The sequence below is a fragment of the Cryobacterium sp. Y11 genome (genome assembly GCF_002929535.1).
GTDB lineage: Bacteria > Actinomycetota > Actinomycetes > Actinomycetales > Microbacteriaceae > Cryobacterium.
Map to the genome: position 1 here is coordinate 135,155 of NZ_PJJO01000054.1, position 19,401 is coordinate 154,555.

Sequence of the window (19,401 nt, forward strand, 5' to 3'; positions counted from 1 at the left end):
AATTGGGACTTTCCCTATAGTGCGGTAGGGAAGTCCCTACGTACTGGCTCACACCCGTATCGTGCCTCAAATGCCGCACGCCCCGAACCTCGATTCGGGGCGTGCGGCATTACGGACACCTGGTGCGGCGAGTCTCCTCGCTTAGGTAAGGATCGAAAGTGGATTCTCAATGAGCGCTTTAAATCGTTGCAGCCACCGGGCAGCGAGCACGCCATCGACCGGGCGATGGTCGACTGAGATCGTCACCGTGAGGGTGCTGCCCACTGTGAGTTCCCCGTCAACGACCACGGGCTGTTGAATCACCGCACCGACCGCTAAGATCCCGGCCTGTGGTGGATTGATGATGGCTGAGAAGCTCTCTACGCCAAACATTCCCAGGTTTGTAACGGTGAAGGCGCCACCTTCAAGTTCATTCTGCTTCAATCTGCCCTCATTGGCACGCACCGCGAAGTCACGTACTTGATTGGAGATCTCTGTCAGACTGAGTTTTTCTGCCGATCGGATAACAGGGGTCACAAGCCCCCTTTCACTTCCGATTGCCACGGAGATATCGACCGAGTCGTACCGCCGGACGGCATCGTCCATCCAGATCACGTTCATCTCGGGGACCTCAGCAAGCGCCTTGGCGACCGCTTTCACGACAAAATCGTTAATGGATACGCGAACCACGGCATCCGCGTTGAGCTGATGCCGCAGCGCAAGCAGCGCGTCCACCCGGCAGGTCGCATTGAGGTAAAAATGCGGGGCATCACGCTTGCTCTGCGTCAAGAACCGGGCAACGGCTCGGCGTATCCCGCTGTGCGGAATATCGGTATATCCCGTGCCGAGCGCTTCGACTCGGGCTGGAGCCTTCTGGGACGGCACCCCGGGTGTCAGCGGTATTGTGATGGCGGCTTCGTCAGGTGCTTTAACTCGCTCAGCCAGGGCAGTAATAGCGCGGTGAACGTCATCTCGTACAATGCGCTGGCCAGGCCCTGTGCCCTCGATATCGGCAACATCGACATTGTTTTCCCGAGCGATCCTGCGCGCGAGGGGCGAGGCGAAGATGCGGCCGTGGGTGAGCGACGTCGGCACGGTCGCGACCGGCACAGCCCGATCAATCGGAGCCTGCGGAAGCTGGTCCGGCACTGCCGACACCGTGACTCCTGGGCCTCCCGGCACAGACAATCCGAGTGCAGCGAAAACTGAGGCGTCGTCACCGACGATTTCATCCACTGCGATGAGCACGGCGATCGGGGCGCCGACGGCAACAGAAGTGCCGGGCTCGGCGAGGGTTCGCCACAGGACGGCGTCCTGGTCCGCCTCGATTTCAACGTTCGCTTTCTCGGTCTCCACTGTGGCCAATGCGTCGCCAGGGTGGAACTCTCCACTCTCCTGGATCAACCATTCGAGGAGGACTGCCTCTTCGGCATCCGCTGAAATACCGGGCATGCGCAAGATAGAAGCCATCTACTTCACGCCCTTACGTGCACCAAAAAGCTCGGTCAACGAGGCGATAACCGTATCGGTGTCGGCGATCGCAGCTTTTTCGAGCACCTTACTGATGCTCGGTGACGATTCAGCGCCGGTCACGCGGGCAATGGGGGAGTCCAGCCAGTCGAAGAATCGGCGCTGGATCTCATCACTCAGCCACGCCCCGTAGGACGTCCCGTGCGACCCCTGCTCGACGAGAAGCACATTATTTGTCTTGCGTATGCTTTCGCCGATCGTGTCCCAGTCAATGCTGGCCGCGTCAAGCCAGCGCAGGTCGATGACCTCCGCATCGATACCGGCAGCTTCAACCGCATCGAGCGACTGCTGCACCATAGCTAGGTACGTGATGATCGTGACGGCCTTGCCTTCGCGCCGAACCGCGGCCGAGCCAATCGGGATATAGAAGTCTAGGTCCGTCTCCGGCACGTCGAATGACGTCTTGTAGAGGTCGGAGTCGTGCTCCAGCACCGCGACCGGGTCATTGCAACGAAGTGAGCTGTTCATCATACCGATGTAGTCCAGGGCCGTCGAAGGCGCGGCAATGCGCCAGCCCACTGACGTGTTCATTATTCCCGCCGGATCCATCGAGTGCTGCGAGCCGTAGCCGGTACGCGTTCCAATTTTGATCCGCATCACGAGTGGCATGTCGTGCTTACCGCCAAACATATGTCTGGCCTTGCCGATTTGGTTAAAGATCTGGTCCGCTGCAACCCAAATGAAGTCAGCGTACATCAGCTCAACCACGGGACGGTAACGCCCATCGAGGGCCATGCCACCGGCAAGACCGGTAAACCCCGCCTCGCTGATCGGCGTGCCGAGCACCCGGTCGGGGAAGGCGTCTTTCAGCCCCTTGGTGGCCCCTCGCGGTCCCCCGGACATTTTATGCACATCCTCGCCCATTACAACGATCGAGTCGTCTTGCTCCATCCGACGCCCCATGACCGCTGCTACGACGTCGACAAACTTCTTCGTGACTGTTTTGCCAGCGAAGTCCTTCGCCTCCTTAAAATCGACCCCGGTGAATTCGCTCAGGTCGCCGCGGATTCCTGTGTCAATCAGGCTTGGGTCCGGCCACAATTCGGGACGAAAGCGTTGCGTTCCCTGACCGGCAGGGTCTGCCTCAAGCAGGTTATTCGACACATCAGCCATAACTTTCTTGACTTTTGCGCGAAGCTCGGTGACCTCTTCCTCCGATATCAGCTTGCGCCGCAAAAGATGAGACTCGACCATCCGCAGGGGGTCACGTTCACGCCATTCCGTTTCTTCGGCTTTCTCGCGGTAGCCGAAAGCGCTGCCGGGGAACGGACCATTTTGGTGAAAGTACCTGTAAACATTGGCCTCGATCATGGTCGGGCCTTTACCGGCGCGCATGTGCTGGAGCGCCTCACCCATGGCGAGATGCACAGCTAAAGGATCCATCCCGTCAACGCGCCAGCTCGCTATATTGAACCCGAGAGCGCGAGCAGACAGCCGGGGCTCACCGGTGGCCTCTTCGACAGTCGTTGATACGGCGTACCGGTTGTTTTCCACAAAGAAACACACCGGCAGGTCCCAGGCCGAGGCAAGGTTGAGTGATTCCAGCACTGAACCGATGTTCATAGCACCGTCGCCGAAATAGCTCACCGAGACGGCATCGGTCTTCGCCTGCTTGCTCGACCAAGCAAATCCAGCAGCGAAGGGAACCGCGCCGCCGACGATGGCATTGGTGCCCATCGCTCCCGCCTCGATCCACTGCAGGTGCATGGAGCCGCCGCGACCGCCGCAGTAGCCGTCTGCCAATCCACAGATCTCGGCCAGGCCGCGCCGCAGCACTGTGCGTACGTCGTCAGAAAATTCTGCGGTGGGATCGAAACCACTGGGCGAGACGAAGCCCAACGCCTTAGCGAGGAACTGGTGATGGCCGCGGTGCGAACCATTGATCTGGTCGGCGGCCGTCAATCCCATGATCGAACCGACTGCGCCGCCCTCCTGCCCAATGCTGGAGTGCGCCGGACCATTTATCAGCTTCTGCCCGGCGAGAACAAGCACGGTCTCCTCGAACGCCCTAACCAGGTGCATCTGAGTGAGCATGGTCTTCAGTAGCGCTGGGTCGGCCGCATCCCAATCTTTCTGCGTGGCCTGGAGTTCGACCCAGGGGGACGCTGGCTGAAGGTTCTTAATACTGGGCATCGATTCCTCGTTTACTCTCGGCGCTGCATAGTGAAGAAAGGTGGTAATTCGCAGTTCACGCGCAGGATGGTGACTCTGCGAAGCTCGGCGACCCGATCAGTGCTGTTGTACCAACGCTATAGGCGGGCGGGAGCGACAGAAATTAGGACTTCCCCCTATCCCTGACGGTAGGGAAGCCCCTACGTCATCGACCTGGCGACTATCCAAACAGCGTTAGAGCCTCGTCATAACGGCTCTGCGGAACGGTCTTGAGCTGGCCGATCGCCTCGCTGAGGTCAACCCGAACGATCTCCGTGGAGCGCACGGCCACCATCTGACCCCAGTCTTCGTCGTGCGCTGCGTCGACTGCCGCCATGCCCAGTCTGGTAGCTAATACCCGATCCGAAGCACTCGGTACACCACCGCGTTGGATATGACCGAGAGTGGTCGAGCGAGTCTCGATTCCGGTGCGCTCTTCGATGGTGGGAGCGAGGAATTCGCCGATTCCGCCGAGACGGGGGCGAGAGAACGCGTCGAGTCCGCGTGCGGAATGCGCGCTCGTCATGCCGTCGGGCACGAATCCCTCCGCCACCACGATCAGGGGAGGACGGCCACGCTGGAATGGCTTGCCAACCCAGTCGCAGATCTCATCGATCGTCGCGTTTTGTTCGGGAATTAAGATGGCGTGTGCGCTGGTGGCCATCCCTGCGTGGAGGGCGATCCAGCCGACATGCCTTCCCATGACTTCGGCGATCATACAACGATGATGCGACTCTCCGGTAGTCTTCAGCCGGTCGATCGCTTCGGTAGCAATCTCGACGGCCGTGTCGAATCCAAAGGTGTAATCTGTTGCCGAAATGTCATTGTCCACCGTCTTAGGCACACCGATAATGCGCACGCCCTCATCGCTGAGCATTTTGGCCACCGTCAGGGTGCCTTCACCACCGATCACGATCAGTGCGTCGAGTCGCATTAAACGCAAATTGGCCACGACCTTCTGAACGGTGCCTCCATCGTCGAACGGCGAGGTGCGGGACGTGCCCAGAATGGTGCCGCCAAGCTTCGCGATGCCGCGCACGCTTTTCCAGTCGAGTTCGATGGCGTTTTGCTCGACCACTCCCCTCCATCCATCGAGCAGCCCAAAGAATTCATCTTTGTGCCCCCGGATACCGCGCAAGACACAGGCGCGGATCACCGCGTTGAGTCCGGGACAATCCCCGCCGCTGGTTAGAATTCCTATGCGCGCCATCAGTCGTTCCCCACCACTTTCTCCATACCGTCGTGGTCGCGACCTTCTGCGGCGGCGACCATGTCAGGTAACCACGTAGCTGAGGTTGAAACCATGAGGAGTTCCCCGACCCGACGATGAGGGTAAACCAGCACAACAATCAATGGTTTAATGTGAAAATAGCGTAACGCTCGTTCTCCCGGCACCGAGGCCGCGAGGGATGGTCACCGTCTTCGATGCGTACGTCGGTCGGATGGAACAGCAAAGATGCAGAGCAAAATAGACGTGCACTCGGCGACGTTCGATAGCCTCCAGCAGCAGCTCGACACCGTGACCGAACTGGCACGCGACCTCGCTGGTCGTTTTGAACTCTCTCCGCTACTCGAGCGCATCTTGCGCCACGCCACGATACTCCTAGGATGCGATTCGGGGTCGATCTCGCTCGTAGATGAAAAACTTGGAACGTACACGAAAAAGGCCGATGTTGGCGTCGGCTGCCAGGAGGGCCAGACATTCCCGCTCTCTGAAGGCTTCACGGGTGAAGTCGTGCGCAAACGAGGCACAATCATACTGGACGAATACGCCCAAGTACGCGCCGGACATATCTCCGCCGATGACCCGCGATGGCACTGCTCGGTTATCGGCGTGCCTATTCTCTGGGATGGCGAGGTGATTGGCAGTTGCATAATCTTCAGCGCGAGCCCCGGTCGCGTCTTCACCGAGGCAGATGCACGCCTAGCCGAACTGTTCGCCAACCATGCAGCGATCGCGCTGGCCAATTCCCGCCTCCATGGCCGAGCATCCGAACGAGAACGTGAGGCTGCGATCGCGGAGGAACGCGAGAGATCCGTGCGTGATGTGCATGAAACGGTCGGTCGTTCCCTGGCATCACTCCTTCTCAGTCTCGATGAGGCCGAAGAGGACATCAGGGACGACAAGCCAGCCAAGCAGCACATTGGAACCGCACGCGCCATCGCATTGGATGCACTGTCCGAGACACGGCGTACAGCGCTCGGTCTGGGCCCAACTGCCCTCGCCGGGCGCACTTTGGCAGAGGCTGTCGGATCAGAGCTCACTTGGGTCGAGTCGATGAGCGCTGCATCGACAACCCTCGTCGTTGTAGGCACCCCGCGGGAGCTCCCGCCCGAGATCGCGCACCAAGCGTTTAAAATTGTCCAAGAGGCCTTGGGTAATGTCGTCAAGCACGCCCGGGCGAGTACCGTTCGCGTCGGCCTTATTTACAGAACACACGAGGCCTCCGTTCTGATCGAAGATGACGGCCGTGGCTTCGATTTGCAAGCTGCCCATGGTGACCATTCATCTCTTCCCTCGGGCTGCCTCGGATTGCACGGGATGGCTTCGCGGGTTAGCCACTTGGGTGGGGAGTTGAACATCGAGACCACTCCCGGTTGGGGCACGAAGGTGCGGGCAACAATTCCGGATGTCGGGCCGGGGCCCGGCGGCGCGGTTCAGCCGCGTTGGAAAGTACTAATCGCCAACGACCAGCCAATTGTCAGTGCCGGCCTCGTGCGGCTATTACACCTCAACGAGCCCGCCATCAATGTGACCGCCGAGGTCAACACCCTCGCCCAACTGCTCGACGCCTACGAGCTTTTACGTCCCGACGTACTCTTGGTCGATCTCCAAATGCTTCAGAGCGACCTTTCCGGCACGATAGGCAAGGTCCGCGCACTTGACCCCAAGATGGCCATCGTCGTGCTGACAGACAATCCAACAGCAGACCAAATGCGCTTCGCGACCCAAGCAGGCGTGCGCGGCTATATCAAGCGCGGGTCAAATGTCGACGCTATCGTGCGCATCATCGTGGCTGCGGCGCAGGGGGACGCGCTGATCGACGGCAACATGCTTGAGCACCTCAGGGAGTCTTCTCGCGCCGGACTCGGCGGAGCAGACTCCCCCACTGCTCGTGAACGAGAAGTGCGCGAAATGGTTGCACAGGGGTTGCCTGACAAACAAATCGCGACCTTACTCGCGATATCCGTCAAGACCGTCGAGAAGCACGTCGGATCTCTGCTGCGAAAGACTGGAGCTCGCAATCGAACGATGCTGGTGAGCATGAGCGGCTCCGCGACGCAGCACTCCGGCTACTCCGCCCTATAGAGGATTCCCCTACTCCGCACGGAGGGGGAACTCCTAATAGCCCCCGACTGGCTACCTCTCTTAGTGTGAGGGCAGTCAAACAAGGAGGTTGCTGTGGGAGTCGTACCACTGAGAGAAATTCTGGATCGAGCATTCAGGGAGCGGTATGGCGTACCGGCCATCAATATTTTCAACGACCTGACGTTGGAAGCTGTGCTGGCCGGTGCGGTCAGGGCGAACTCGCCCGTCATCGTGCAGACGTCGGTCAAGACCGTTCGTAGCATTGGTCCCAAGGCATTGGCCAGTATGTGGCGCTCCATGACGGATGGCATCACTATCCCGGTCACACTGCACCTGGATCATTGCCCCGACCGTGAGGTGCTCTCAACCTGTCTCCGTGAGGGCTGGAATTCCGTGCTGTTCGATGCATCGGAACTACCCGTTGCTGAGAACCAACGCCAGACGATCGAGGTCGTGAAGGAGGCTCGGTCATTCGGCGCAGACGTGGAAGGCGAAATCGAGGCGATTACAGGTGTCGAAGACGGACACGGCTCAGATACCGAGGCTGCCCGCGAATCACTCGAAACTTCATTGCGCTTTATCGAAGCTACCGGAGTCGACGTATTTGCCCCATCCATCGGTAATGCCCATGGCAGTTACACAAGCGCCCCGGTCCTGGACGTCCAGCGCGTATCCGACATTGTTGAGCGTCTTCCGATCCCCATCGCGCTGCACGGCGGCAGTGGGCTGACCACGGCGCAGTTCCAGGACTTAATCTCCCGGGGTGCCGCCAAGGTCAATATCTCTACCGCTATGAAAGAGGCATACATGAAGTCCAACCTTTCATTCCTTCGAGAGACAGAAAAGGCCAATAAGTGGGACCCGCCTTCGCTGTTTACGTCGGTAAGCCGCGACCTCACCGAACTTGTAAACGACCTCGCCCAGCAGTTCGGCAGTGCCGGAAAGGCCTGGTGACAGCGGTGCCCACGCTTATTTTCGACTGCGACGGTGTTCTCGCCGACACCGAGCAAGATGGCCACCTCAGAGCCTTCAACGAGACATTCGCGTTTTATGATCTACCAGTACGTTGGAGCGTCGTCGATTACGCCGACAAGGTGCGCATCGGCGGAGGCAAGGAACGGCTGAAGAGTCTTCTCACTCCCGAGTTTGTCGCGGATGCCAGCTTGCCCCGCGATATCGCTGGTCAGACGGAAATTATCGCGGCCTGGCACCGCAAGAAGACGGAGATCTACACGAACCTCGTCGCGGACGGAGTGATGCCAGCCCGCCCCGGGATCGCGCGAATTGTGCATGCGGCGAGCACGGCCGGCTGGAATCTAGCCTGCGCCTCAACGTCTGCGGAAGCTTCCGTTCGCGCCGTGCTCGGACATGCCGTCGGGGCTGATCTCGCTGCACAGTTTTCGGTCTTCGCCGGGGATATCGTGCCGGCCAAGAAGCCTGCCCCTGATATCTACCTGCTTGCCGTAGACGAGCTTGGAGTTGATGCCGACGACGTGATTGTCATAGAAGACAGTAACAACGGCCTGAGGGCCGCCGTAAGCGCGGGTCTACGCACCGTCGTTACGGTGAGCACTTTTACCGTAGATGAAGACTTCTCCGATGCATCGCTCGTCGTTTCTTCGCTCGGTGACCCGTCACCTGGCGAAACGACTCGAGTACTCAATGATCCATTGCGGATCGGGCCCGGAGCCCTCGTCTCGCTCATTGATCTCAGTCGAATTCTCGCTGTACCTCGTTTCAAGCATGAAACGCACGTTCACTACAACAGGAAGGTCGCGTCATGACGCGCCTAGTTAACAATCCCGCGGACTTTCCGGCTGAGCTGGTCGAGGGATTCATCGAATCAAATTCGCGCTACGTACGCAAAGTCTTCGGAGGTGTCGTTCGCGGCACGGAATCACGACCGGGAAAGGTGGCCGTCATTTCTGGCGGCGGCACTGGACACTACCCGGGGTTCCTGGGGTGGGTTGGCACTGGCCTGCTCGATGGGGCCGTCACTGGCAACATCTTCTCCTCCCCCTCCGCCTCTCAGGCTTGCAGCGTGGCCAGGGCCGCCGATCAAGGTGGCGGCGTAATAATCGCCTTCCTGAACTACGCGGGCGATGTTTTGCACTTCGGTCAGGCAGCAGAGCGGCTGCGAGCCGATGGTCTCGAGGTGCGAACCTGCGTCATTACCGACGACGTCGCATCCGCCACCATAGAGAACCATTCCAAACGCCGCGGTATCGCGGGCGGACTGGCCGTACTGAAAGTCACTTCTGCTGCCGCTGAAGCTGGACTCGATATCGACGAGGTCGTGCGGGTTTTCAATAACGTTAACGACCGCACACGTACCTTCGGCGCTGCCTTTTCCGGCTGCACCCTCCCCGGCGCTGGCCACCCTCTGTTCGAAGTTCCCGAGGGAAAAATCGGTGTCGGCCTCGGTGTACACGGCGAAGCTGGCATCTACGAAACTGATCTCGGAACTGCTGACGACGTGGCGAAGCTCCTCGTGGATAAGCTTCTCGAAGACGTCCCCGTAAACCCAGGAAAGCGCGTCATCGCCGTTCTCAATGGCCTTGGGTCAGCCAAGTATGAAGAGTTGTTCGTCACCTATCGCTCGGTAAAAACCCGACTAAAGGCTGCTGGGCTCGACGTTGTCGACGGTGAAGTCGGAGAGTTCATGACCTCGCTCGACATGGGCGGGGTATCACTCTCGCTGATCTGGCTCGACGATGAGATCGAAAAATATTGGTTTGCGCCGTGCGACACGCCAGCAGTACAGCGTTTCCCCATGACGGCGAATCAGCTGCCCGCTGACCGCATCTTCAACACCGCAGCGGAGCCGTTGAAAGTACACACGCGGGGAGGAGACCAATCGTGCACGGCCGCCGCACTCATCTCCGAAGGCCTCAGTCGGGTGAGAGATCTCATTGCCGAAAATGCCGAGATGCTCGGCGACTTGGATGCAATCGCGGGCGATGGCGATCACGGTATAGGCATGACTCGGGGATCTCACGCCGCCGCTGAGGCTGTTCAGTGGCTGGTATCAGAGGGTGCCGGCGCACAAACTGCTCTTGTGGGTGCAGGCGATCGTTGGTCTGAACAAGCCGGTGGCGCGTCAGGCGCTTTGTGGGGCGCCGCACTTACCGCCGCCGGTAACGCGCTGGGCGATGATGCGTCCCCGGACGCGGCCGCTCAATCCCGTGCGATCCGGGCATTCGTCGCCTCCATTATTCAGCTCGGCGGCGCATCCCTCGGTGACAAAACGATGGTTGATGCCCAAGTTCCGTTTGCCGATGCCTTCGAGTTGGCAGTTGCGAACGGTGCGTCCGCAACCGATGCGTGGAAGGTAGCAGCCAAAACGTCTCGGGATGCAGCGGCGGCAACAGCAGCGCTCGTGCCGCTCATTGGGCGAGCGCGGGTACTGGCAGAGCGATCGGTCGGCTCTGCTGACCCGGGCGCAATCTCATTTTCGATGATCGTCTCGGAAATTGCTGAATTGCTCGCAACATCTGTGGCCCGGAAATAACCCGCTACTTCTGATACAAATACGAAACATGACTAGGAGCTAATGATGGCAATCCCAGGTATTCGCGGCATGGAACACATCGGTTTCACGGTTCCCGACATTAACGAGGCGTGTAATTTCTTCGAGAAGATTCTCGGAGCTCAGACGCTCTTCGTTGCCGCAACGGATTTCCGGAACGACGACACTGACTGGATGACCGAGCACCTTCGGGTCAACCCGCGCGCCGTCATCAAAGAGTTTCGATATCTGCGTCTAGGGAATGGGAGCAACCTTGAGGTCTTCGAGTACGAGTCTCCTGATCAGAACTCGATCCAACCGAAGAATAGCGACATTGGCGGACACCACTTGGCGTTCTACGTCGACGACATCTACGCGGCCGTCGCTTACCTCAAAGAGAACGACGTCACGGTCTTGGGTGAGCCGACCGTCTATGATTCCGGTCCCAACTTGGGGCTCACGTGGTGCTATTTCATGGCTCCGTGGGGAATGCAGCTTGAGATTGTTTCGTCGCCCGGCGGCACCGCCTACGACGACCAGGCCAAAGCATCCGGTGGAGTCCGCTTATTCCACCCAGCACTGGTCGCCGAGACCGCGTATTAAGGTAATTTCGGGGGGTGCTGAGGCGGCGCCTTGACCGGGTCGGCCAACTTCGTCCCTTCACTGGCCAGCGACCCGACACGGAGCGCGGACATTGAAAGGACTGTGTGCACCTACGGGCAGGGGCGGTCCGAGACCTCGTTGGTCGCGGACCGCCCCGTTCTCCTCGCTCCACGGCGTTGCCGGCAGGTGCCTATCCCAGTTGCGACACGACGCTCTTGATCAACGGCCAGACGCGTTCCACGGACTTGTGGTTCACCCGCTCGGGTCAGAAAGTTCTCACCCCCGCTTGAGCTCGCTGTCTAGCTCGATAATGAGAGCCTCGATCGAGTCAGTGTCTGCGTCTTTGAAGACGATGACAACGGATGCGGCCGCCGGGATTGGACTGGTCTGAGCGCCTCCGACAGGGTCGACAATGCGCAATTCGTGCGCACCCGCTGCATCCCGCGAGGATCTCTTCGTCCGTGATCCAGTTAACATCGATCATGCGGCGCCCACCGAGTTGCCCGACGTTGAACTGTCCGGCCCCACCTTGCCCTTGTTCTCCATAGCGGTGAGGACTGCCTCCAGCGGTGGATGAGGGATGTCGTTCGATTCCAGCAACGCACGAATATAGGACACTCCCATTCCGTTGTTCGTACCCAGAGAGGTTCCCGCCGCCGAGATGTACTCGCAGCCGACGACGAGGCTCAGCGGTTGGTTCACGAAGTCGAACTCGACCCCTCTGCCTTTTCGCAGACCATATCCAAGTGGCCGTGCAAAATTGGTGGCGCTGCATTTTCAAGGCCACCCTGACCGGGCTTGCGGATGAGAAGGGACCGCGCGTGCCTTGGTACTAACTGGCGCCTTGTAATTTACGGATCATGATTGCACACGATTCGCTAAGAGATGATACTGAATTTCGCCGCTCCGATCACCAATAAACGCCCGAACGATGGACTCCGTAACATCGCCTGTGGTCACTCCACTCGTTTCAGAAAGCACCGACCCGAATGTGCGTTCGTTCCACGCGAAGTCGAACTCACGGTTGACCGCGACCAGTACATCGATGAGTGGACCAGTTTCAGCGACGGGAATTGAGGCACTCATGAGCCGTGCGCCGCGGGTCACGCGTTGCGCCGTTCCCACGAGTTTTACCTGGCCGCGTGCATTGACACTGTAGGTTCCGGGGCAGTATTCGCCCGGTACGGCACCCACCCGCGCATCCACTCCCAACTCTCGCAGGGCATCAGCGAACTGATTCCCCACCGTCTTGAAGTGATATTCGTTATCACGACCTCCGTACGCACCATCTTCAACGTTTACAAGATCAACGACGAGGCATGATTGATCGTACGCAACCGCTCGTCCTCCGGCGGGTCGAATCACAGGCGTAAACCCGTGGTCGGCGGCAGCGCTCACCGCAGCAGGGAATCCAGGGAGCAAGCTCTCGCGTCGGCTGAAGGCAACGGTCGGCTTCGGCTGGTAGACCCGAACCAGCCGGGGAGTTTCTGGGTTCGCCGCGACGTATCTGAGCATTCGCAGAGATACTTCCAGATCCCCAGCTGCACCCTGTCCGACGCTGTCAGTGACAAGCAATGCATCCATACGTGATTCTCGCAGATTGGCTGGGTCCGGGCTGCGAGTCGTCACTCCAGGCTCAGATGTCTCATCCGGGCGGCAGGAGTCGGCTAAACGGCAATCGGAGTGGTGAGTCATTGCTAAACGGGGCGTCAAGCGTAGTTCGAAGTCGATACCCAAGCGACGAGACCGCTCCAGCTGCCCGACCGTTCAGGCGGGGAGTTTGAGCGAGTCGACGAAGGTGGCCGCGTGCTGACTGGTGAGAATGACGCGGGCGAACTCCTCGTCGACGAGGTCGATCACCACAGCCGCGCGGTGACGCTTGATCGAGACGAAGTCCTTGCCGCCGTGAAACTTCCAGGTTCCGGCGGCCAGAACGAGCGGAATCATCGATCCGGGTGAGCGAATGCCGCGCAGCCAGATCCACGGATCCTCGGTGATAATCACCGACCGGATGTTTTCCCGCTGCACCACGATCGACTCGCGTCGGAGCGCCAGCGTTCGTTCCGCGCGCGTCAGGTGGATCTCGAGCCGGTCGGAATGCACGCTCAGGGAAGCCATGGTTCCAGTCTGCCCGGTCCAAGCCGAAAACTCGTTGTCTGACGCGAACAAAGCGGTAATGTCTCAGCGCAGGAACTCTCCAATCGAAGCCGATCAGTGCTGCGGCGTCGCGGCGGCCGCAGCCTTGGCCGCGGCGGGCAGCGCCTCAAAGATGCGCCCGATGGCGCTCTGATCGTGCGCATCGGAGACGAACCAAGCCTCGAACACGCTGGGCGGCAGCGACACGCCGCCATCGAGCATGGCGTGAAAGAACGGGGCGTAGCGAAAGGTTTCCTGGCGTTGCACGTCGGCGTAGGTACGCGGGGCCGAACCCTGCGCCTCGTCGCCGAACACGAAGCTAAACAGATTGCCAGCTCGCTGCACCCGGTGAGCGACACCCTCGGCGGCGAGTGAGGCGGAAACCGCTTCAGAGAGGATGATGGCGGTCGCGTTGAGCCGGTCGTACACGCTCTCGTCGAGCAGGTTGAGGGTCGCGATGCCAGCCGCAACTGCGACCGGATTGCCCGACAGCGTTCCGGCCTGGTAGACCGGGCCGGACGGTGCGAGAAAGTCCATCACGTCGGCCCGACCACCGAGCGCGGCAACCGGCAGGCCACCGCCGATGATCTTGCCGAAGGTGAGCAGGTCGGGCGTGTAAAACTCCTCGCCGGCCGACTCCAGGCTGCTCGTCTCGAGGCCCCAGAAGCCAGAGCGGCTCACCCGAAAACCGGTGAGCACCTCGTCGAGGATGAGCAAGGCGCCATTGGCGTGTGCAATCGCCGACAGGGCCGCGTTGAAGCCGGCATCGGGAGCGACAACGCCCATATTGGCAGCGGCGGCCTCGGTGATGATGGCAGCAATACGGCCGGGGTGCGCCTCGAAGGCGGCCCGCACGGCAGCGAGGTCGTTGTAGGGCAGCACCAGAGTCTGCGCGGCGGTCGCCGCGGTGACGCCGGCCGAACCGGGCAGGGCGAGGGTCGCGAGGCCGGAACCGGCCTGGGCCAGCAACCCGTCGGAATGACCGTGGTAGTGCCCGGCGAACTTGATCAGCAGGTCCCGACCGGTAAAACCGCGGGCCAGCCGAATGGCGGTCATGGTGGCTTCGGTACCGGTAGAAACGAGGCGCAGCTTTTCGACAGCGCCAACCCGCGCAGCGACCAGTTCGGCCAATTCAGTCTCGGCGGGCGTTGAGGCGCCAAAGGACAAACCGAGAGCTGCGGCATCCTGAACGGCCTTGATCACCTCGGGATGCGCGTGCCCGAGAATCGCCGGTCCCCACGAATTCACCAGATCGACATATTCGCGCCCGTCGGAGTCGGTGACGTAAGCACCGGCAGCCTTCACCAAGAAGAGCGGGGTACCACCGACCGATCCGAACGCCCGTACCGGAGAGTTGACCCCGCCGGGGATGACGCGACGGGCGCGGTCGAACAGCTCGTCGTTGTGGGTGCGTTCGACTGTAGGCGGAATTTCGTCGGCCCGTAGCGCGTCGGTCATGCTTGCTCCTTTGTGAGCCAGGTGGCCAGTTCAACGGCCCAATAGGTAAGTACAGCGTCGGCGCCGGCGCGACGGATGCTGAGCACCGACTCTTCGACGGCACGCCGGCGGTCAATCCAGCCCTGCGCAGCTGCGGCTTCGATCATCGCGTATTCGCCGGAGACTTGATATGCCCAAACTGGAATATTACTCAGAGCGGCGACCTCGGCGAGTACGTCGAGGTAGCTGCCGGCCGGTTTGACCATGACGATGTCGGCGCCCTCAGCGATGTCGAGCCGGGCTTCGCGCACGCCCTCACGACGGTTGGCCGGGTCGAGCTGGTAGGTTCGGCGGTCGCCGACCAGGGTTGAGGCGACGGCCTCCCGGAACGGGCCGTAGAAGGCGGAGGCATACTTGGCCGAGTACGCCAGCACTGCGGTGTCTTCGAAGCCGTTAGCGTCGAGGGTTTCGCGCACGGCTGCTACCTGGCCGTCCATCATGCCGGAGAGGCCGAGCAGCGCTGAGCCGGCGTTAGCCTGGGCCAGCGCCATGTCACGGTAGCGTTCGAGAGTTGCATCGTTGTCGACGTGGCCGTCGGCGGCGAGCACGCCGCAGTGCCCGTGGTCGGTGAATTCGTCGAGGCACAGGTCGGTCTGCACCACGAGCGCATCACCGATCTCAGAGGCCAGGGCGCGGGTGGCCAGGTTGAGAATGCCGTTGGGGTCGGTCGCACCGGTTCCGATTGCATCGCGCACCTCCGGCACCCCGAACAGCATCACGCCGCCGATGCCTGCTTCGGCCGCTTCGACCACGGCACGTCGGGCACTATCGATGCTGTGCTGCACGACACCGGGCATCGAGCTGATCGCACGCTGCGCGTCGCCCTCATGCACGAACATGGGGAGCACGAGCTCGGCCGGGTGGACACGAATTTCACTGGCCAGGCGACGGAGTGCGCCGCTAGTGCGCAGGCGTCGTGGGCGGATAACGGGTTTGGTCACCCTTGTACCCTACGCCGCTCGGCTGTGCATTTCGTTATCTGCTCGTTACCTGCCCGATCGAATAAGCGGATGCCGCAGCCAGTCATCGCGGCGTCTCAGATTGCCGAAGCGCTTCCCTCGAGCGCGGCATCGACGAGCGCATCGATGAGGGACTCGGCGCTGCGCGCCGAGGCGACAACGTCGACGCGCAGTCCGAGGGCCCGGGAGTCTCTGGCAGTCTGCGGTCCGATGCAGGCCACGAGCGTGCGTTCGGGGATATCCCCGAACTGCTCGCGCACCTGACGCGCCACGCTGCCACTCGTGACGAGAACGGCGTGCACGAGTCCGGCCTTGACGTCGGCGACGACCTGGTCACTGACCGGAACACCGATGGTGCGGTAGGCGACGACCGATTCCACGTCGTGGCCAATGCGGCGCAGCCCCTCGGTGAGCAGCGGCTTGGCGATCTCACTCCGCAGGGTGAGCACTCGGAGCGGAATAACGCCGGCGGTCGCGGTTTCCCATTCTTCCAACAGTCCGCGGGCGGAGTTGTCCTCAGAGGGCACGATATCGACGTGGTAACCGGCTGCGATGAGCGCCGCCGCGGTGGTCTCGCCGACCGCAGCGATTCGAGTTCCGGGCGCGACGACGGCGCGGTGCGACGACAGAACGTCGACGGTAGTAGCGCTCGTGATGGTCATCCAGTCGAAGTCGCCCGCGGCAAGGCGCTGCAGGGCCGCGTCGAGGGCCGGGGCGTCGTCGGTGGCAGCGAAGTTGATCATCGGTGCAACGATCGGGTGCGCGCCCTTGGCCCGCAGGTTCGCTGCCACCTGGTCGCCCCAGGGGCCGCCGCGCGGAACGAGAACGCGCCAGCCTGCGAGGGGCTTGGTCAGTCGATTGATCACGTGGTCACTTTCAACGGAGCGAACTCGGCCGCGCCACCGGCCAGAAGATCTATGGACACTCGTTCGGCCACGTCGAGCGCGGCTTCCACGAGATGGGGTGCGGAATGGGAATCGGGAGTCGCCGCGTGTGAACTGGTGACCTTGCGGGAGCCATCAGGGCTGTACACGGTCGCGGTGAGAAAGAGCAGACCATCATCGACCACTGCTGTGGCACCGACCGGCGCGGCGCAGCCAGCTTCGAGGCGCGCCAACACGGTGCGTTCGGCGGTTGTCGTTGCCTGAGTGGAGGCGTGGTTCATGGCGGCGAGTGCCAGACCGAGCAGACGTTCCGGCTTGCCGTCCCGCACCTCGATCGCCAGCGCACCCTGGCCGGGAGCACTCGGCCAGGCCGACAGCTCCAGAAACTCGGGGCCGAGGGAATCCAGACGGCCGAGGCGGCCAAGCCCCGCAGCCGCGAGCACGACGGCGTCGAGATCGCCCTCGGCGACGCGCCCGATGCGGGTGTCGATGTTGCCGCGAATGTCAACGACGGTCAAATCCGGGCGACGCTCCCGCAACTGGGCGACGCGGCGCGGTGAACCGGTGCCGACGCGGGCGCCCTCCGGCAGGGTGTCCAGGGTGAAACCGGCGCGCGCAACCAGCACGTCGCGGGCATCCGCTCGTTTGGGTACTGCGCCAATGCGAAGGCCCTGGTGCGGTTCGGTCGGCAAGTCTTTGAACGAATGCACAACGACGTCACACTCATCGTTCAGCAGGGCCTCGCGCAGGGCACTCGCGAACACACCGGTGCCACCGAGGCTCGAGAGCGACTCGGTGGAGGTGTCACCGTGTGTCGTGACGCGCACGACTTCGACCTCGACTCCGGCCGAGGCCGCAATGCGGTTCACGATGGTTTGGGTCTGCGCGAGGGCCAAGGCGCTCGCGCGCGTGCCCACGCGAATAACGGTCACGGTGCCATCCCAGCGACGGCCGGCTTGAAGCCGAGGCGCACATTTTCGCAGCAGCCGGGGCGACAGATGTCGTACCAGGGGCCGAGGTTGGTTGCGGCCGGACGGTCTTCGTCGGGGGTGTCGTTCAGGCGTTCCTCGATCAGGTCGACGAGACCGCTCACGAAATCGGGCGAGACACCGGGGGTCGGCACGCGCACGGCGTGAATGCCGAACTTCGCGCTGGTTTCCATGGCCTCGTTGTCGAGGTCCCACATGACCTCCATGTGGTCGCTCACAAAACCGAGCGGCACAATGATCACGGCGCGGATGCCTCGCTCCGGCAGCAGGGCGATCGCATCGTTGATGTCGGGTTCGAGCCACGGCATGCTGGGCGGGCCGCTGCGGGACTGGTAGACGAGCTGCCACTGGGTCTTCAACTTCGCCTGGCCGTCTACCGGCTCGACCAGGGAGTCCATCACGACCTGCGCGACGGCGCGGTGCTGCGCCTCGTAGGCGCCACCCTCGCCGAAGCCACGCTCGGCCGGGCCGCTCTTGCTGGCATCCGTCATCGGAATGGAGTGGGTCGAGAACAGGATCTCGACCTCCGTGTCAACGTTGATGCCGGGAATGGCCTCCACGACGTCTTTCAAGCCCTGGGTCACACCGGTGATAAAGGGCGTGACGAAGCCCGGGTGGTCAAAGAACTGGCGGATCTTGTCGATGTGGACCGTGTCGTTTAGGCCCGTTTCGGTTAGGGCCGCGGCGAAGTCCTCGCGGTACTGGCGGCATCCGCTGTACGAGCTGTAGGCGCTGGTCGCGATGGCGAGCAGACGATTGTGGCCGGCATCATGGGCGTCGGAGATGGTGTCGCGGAGATACGGCGCCCAGTTGCGGTTGCCCCAGATCACCGGCAGGTCGAGGCCGCGACGGGTCAGTTCGACCTGCAGGGCGGCCTTCAGCACGCGGTTCTGATCGTTGATCGGGCTGACGCCGCCGAAGTGGCGGTAGTGGGTGGCGACCTCTTCGAGGCGCGCTTCTGGGATGCCGCGACCACCCGTTACGTTGCGCAGAAACGGAATCACGTCGTCCTGGCCTTCTGGACCGCCGAATCCGGCCAACAGAACGGCGTCGTAGTGGGTCATTACTGCAGAACCTCGACGAGCTCGGCGCTGGAGATGCGGCGTCCAGTGTAGAACGGAACCTCTTCGCGCACGTGGAGGCGGGCTTCGGTCTCGCGCAGGCCGCGCATGAGGTCGACGAGCTCGGTGAGCTCGTCGCTCTCGATCGGCAGTAGCCACTCGTAGTCGCCGAGGGCGAAGGCCGAAACCGTGTTGGCGAGGGCTCCGCGGTAGGCAGCGCCCTTGCGGCCGTGGTCTGCCAACATCTTGCTGCGCTCGGCGTCGGGCAGCAGGTACCACTCATAGCTGCGAACGAAGGGGTAGATGGTGAGCCACCCCTTCGGCTCCACTCCGCGCAAGAAGGCGGGTACGTGGCTCTTGTTGAACTCGGCGTCGCGGTGCACGCCCATGGCGTTCCAGGTGGGTAGCAGACTCTTGAGCAGGCGACTGCGACGCAGTTCACGATTGGCCCACTGCAGAGTCTCGGCCTCGGGCGCGTGCGTCCAGATCATGACGTCGGCATCGGCCTTCAGGCCGGAAACGTCGTAGAAGCCGCGAACGGTGACGCCCTCGGCTTCGATGAGGGCCACCACATCGTCGAGCTCATTCACAGCGTGAGGAACATCACGGCCATCGAGGTCATCGGGGTTGTGCGGGTCTTTTCGCAACACGGTAAAGAGAGTGAACCCTTGCGGCGAAGCCGCGGGTACCTCGGTATCGGTGGGGGTGGCGGGGTGAACGTTGGGTACTGCCTCTCCGGCAGCCGGGTGAGTCATAGCTCTAGTCTGCTCTGAATTGCCCCCGGCACCAAAAGG

General features: G+C 61.7%; 18 protein-coding genes. 5 read left to right on the forward strand and 13 right to left on the reverse strand.

The window, feature by feature from the left end; translation table 11 throughout:
- Window positions 1-141 precede the first annotated feature (141 nt).
- The 3 genes from CXY75_RS07890 to CXY75_RS07900 all read right to left on the reverse strand — a co-directional run bounded on the left by CXY75_RS07890 (window position 142) and on the right by CXY75_RS07900 (window position 4,870).
- Window positions 142-1,449 (reverse strand): dihydrolipoamide acetyltransferase family protein, encoded by a 1,308-nt coding sequence (locus CXY75_RS07890; protein ID WP_104082272.1) that lies wholly within the window; start codon window positions 1,447-1,449, stop codon window positions 142-144.
- The gene (locus tag CXY75_RS07895) at window positions 1,450-3,642 is read right to left on the reverse strand and encodes a thiamine pyrophosphate-dependent enzyme (RefSeq protein ID WP_104082273.1); all 2,193 of its coding nucleotides are present in this window, start codon (window positions 3,640-3,642) and stop codon (window positions 1,450-1,452) included.
- Between the two features lie 199 nt (window positions 3,643-3,841).
- Window positions 3,842-4,870, reverse strand: a complete 1,029-nt coding sequence (locus CXY75_RS07900) for a 6-phosphofructokinase (protein WP_104082274.1) — start codon at window positions 4,868-4,870, stop codon at window positions 3,842-3,844.
- Window positions 4,871-5,116: 246 nt separating this feature from the next.
- On the opposite strand from CXY75_RS07900, the gene CXY75_RS07905 reads away from it, so the two are divergent.
- The 5 genes from CXY75_RS07905 to CXY75_RS07925 all read left to right on the forward strand — a co-directional run bounded on the left by CXY75_RS07905 (window position 5,117) and on the right by CXY75_RS07925 (window position 11,081).
- Window positions 5,117-6,970, forward strand: coding sequence for a GAF domain-containing protein (locus CXY75_RS07905; RefSeq protein WP_104082275.1), 1,854 nt, complete (start codon window positions 5,117-5,119; stop codon window positions 6,968-6,970).
- A gap of 93 nt (window positions 6,971-7,063) precedes the next feature.
- Entirely contained in the window at window positions 7,064-7,924 is an 861-nt protein-coding gene (locus tag CXY75_RS07910) for a class II fructose-bisphosphate aldolase (RefSeq protein WP_104082276.1), read from the forward strand.
- Window positions 7,925-7,929: 5 nt separating this feature from the next.
- Entirely contained in the window at window positions 7,930-8,754 is an 825-nt protein-coding gene (locus tag CXY75_RS07915; RefSeq protein WP_104082358.1) for an HAD-IA family hydrolase, read from the forward strand.
- Complete coding sequence (locus tag CXY75_RS07920) at window positions 8,751-10,481, forward strand: dihydroxyacetone kinase family protein (protein ID WP_104082277.1); 1,731 nt, start codon at window positions 8,751-8,753, stop codon at window positions 10,479-10,481. Before CXY75_RS07915 ends, CXY75_RS07920 begins: the two co-directional genes overlap by 4 nt.
- 42 nt (window positions 10,482-10,523) lie before the next feature.
- Window positions 10,524-11,081, forward strand: coding sequence for a VOC family protein (locus CXY75_RS07925; protein ID WP_104082278.1), 558 nt, complete (start codon window positions 10,524-10,526; stop codon window positions 11,079-11,081).
- A gap of 276 nt (window positions 11,082-11,357) precedes the next feature.
- Here CXY75_RS07925 and CXY75_RS19800 read toward each other — a convergent pair whose 3' ends face one another.
- The 10 genes from CXY75_RS19800 to hemQ form a co-directional block, all read right to left on the reverse strand.
- Window positions 11,358-11,501, reverse strand: a complete 144-nt coding sequence (locus CXY75_RS19800) for a hypothetical protein (RefSeq protein ID WP_158251158.1) — start codon at window positions 11,499-11,501, stop codon at window positions 11,358-11,360.
- A 60-nt stretch (window positions 11,502-11,561) separates the two neighbouring features.
- Window positions 11,562-11,783 (reverse strand): hypothetical protein, encoded by a 222-nt coding sequence (locus CXY75_RS07930; protein ID WP_104082279.1) that lies wholly within the window; start codon window positions 11,781-11,783, stop codon window positions 11,562-11,564.
- Window positions 11,784-11,939: 156 nt separating this feature from the next.
- Complete coding sequence (locus tag CXY75_RS07935; RefSeq protein ID WP_146069406.1) at window positions 11,940-12,665, reverse strand: lipoate--protein ligase family protein; 726 nt, start codon at window positions 12,663-12,665, stop codon at window positions 11,940-11,942.
- A 183-nt stretch (window positions 12,666-12,848) separates the two neighbouring features.
- Complete coding sequence (locus tag CXY75_RS07940) at window positions 12,849-13,199, reverse strand: hypothetical protein (protein ID WP_104082281.1); 351 nt, start codon at window positions 13,197-13,199, stop codon at window positions 12,849-12,851.
- Between the two features lie 93 nt (window positions 13,200-13,292).
- Entirely contained in the window at window positions 13,293-14,675 is a 1,383-nt protein-coding gene (hemL, locus tag CXY75_RS07945) for a glutamate-1-semialdehyde 2,1-aminomutase (protein WP_104082282.1), read from the reverse strand.
- Window positions 14,672-15,655, reverse strand: a complete 984-nt coding sequence (gene hemB / locus CXY75_RS07950) for a porphobilinogen synthase (protein ID WP_104082283.1) — start codon at window positions 15,653-15,655, stop codon at window positions 14,672-14,674. The genes hemL and hemB overlap by 4 nt, the downstream gene beginning before the upstream one ends.
- Before the next feature lie 95 nt (window positions 15,656-15,750).
- Window positions 15,751-16,539, reverse strand: coding sequence for a uroporphyrinogen-III synthase (locus tag CXY75_RS07955; RefSeq protein WP_104082284.1), 789 nt, complete (start codon window positions 16,537-16,539; stop codon window positions 15,751-15,753).
- Window positions 16,536-17,489: a hydroxymethylbilane synthase gene (gene hemC / locus CXY75_RS07960; RefSeq protein WP_104082285.1), complete on the reverse strand. Its 954-nt coding sequence runs from the start codon at window positions 17,487-17,489 to the stop codon at window positions 16,536-16,538. Before hemC ends, CXY75_RS07955 begins: the two co-directional genes overlap by 4 nt.
- A complete protein-coding gene (locus CXY75_RS07965; RefSeq protein WP_104082286.1) occupies window positions 17,486-18,610 on the reverse strand; it encodes a ferrochelatase in 1,125 nt (374 codons plus the stop codon). Before CXY75_RS07965 ends, hemC begins: the two co-directional genes overlap by 4 nt.
- Window positions 18,610-19,362 carry a hydrogen peroxide-dependent heme synthase gene (gene hemQ, locus CXY75_RS07970; RefSeq protein WP_104082287.1) on the reverse strand — a complete coding sequence of 251 codons (753 nt, stop codon included), beginning with the start codon at window positions 19,360-19,362 and terminating at the stop codon, window positions 18,610-18,612. The genes CXY75_RS07965 and hemQ overlap by 1 nt, the downstream gene beginning before the upstream one ends.
- Between the last annotated feature and the right edge of the window lie 39 nt (window positions 19,363-19,401).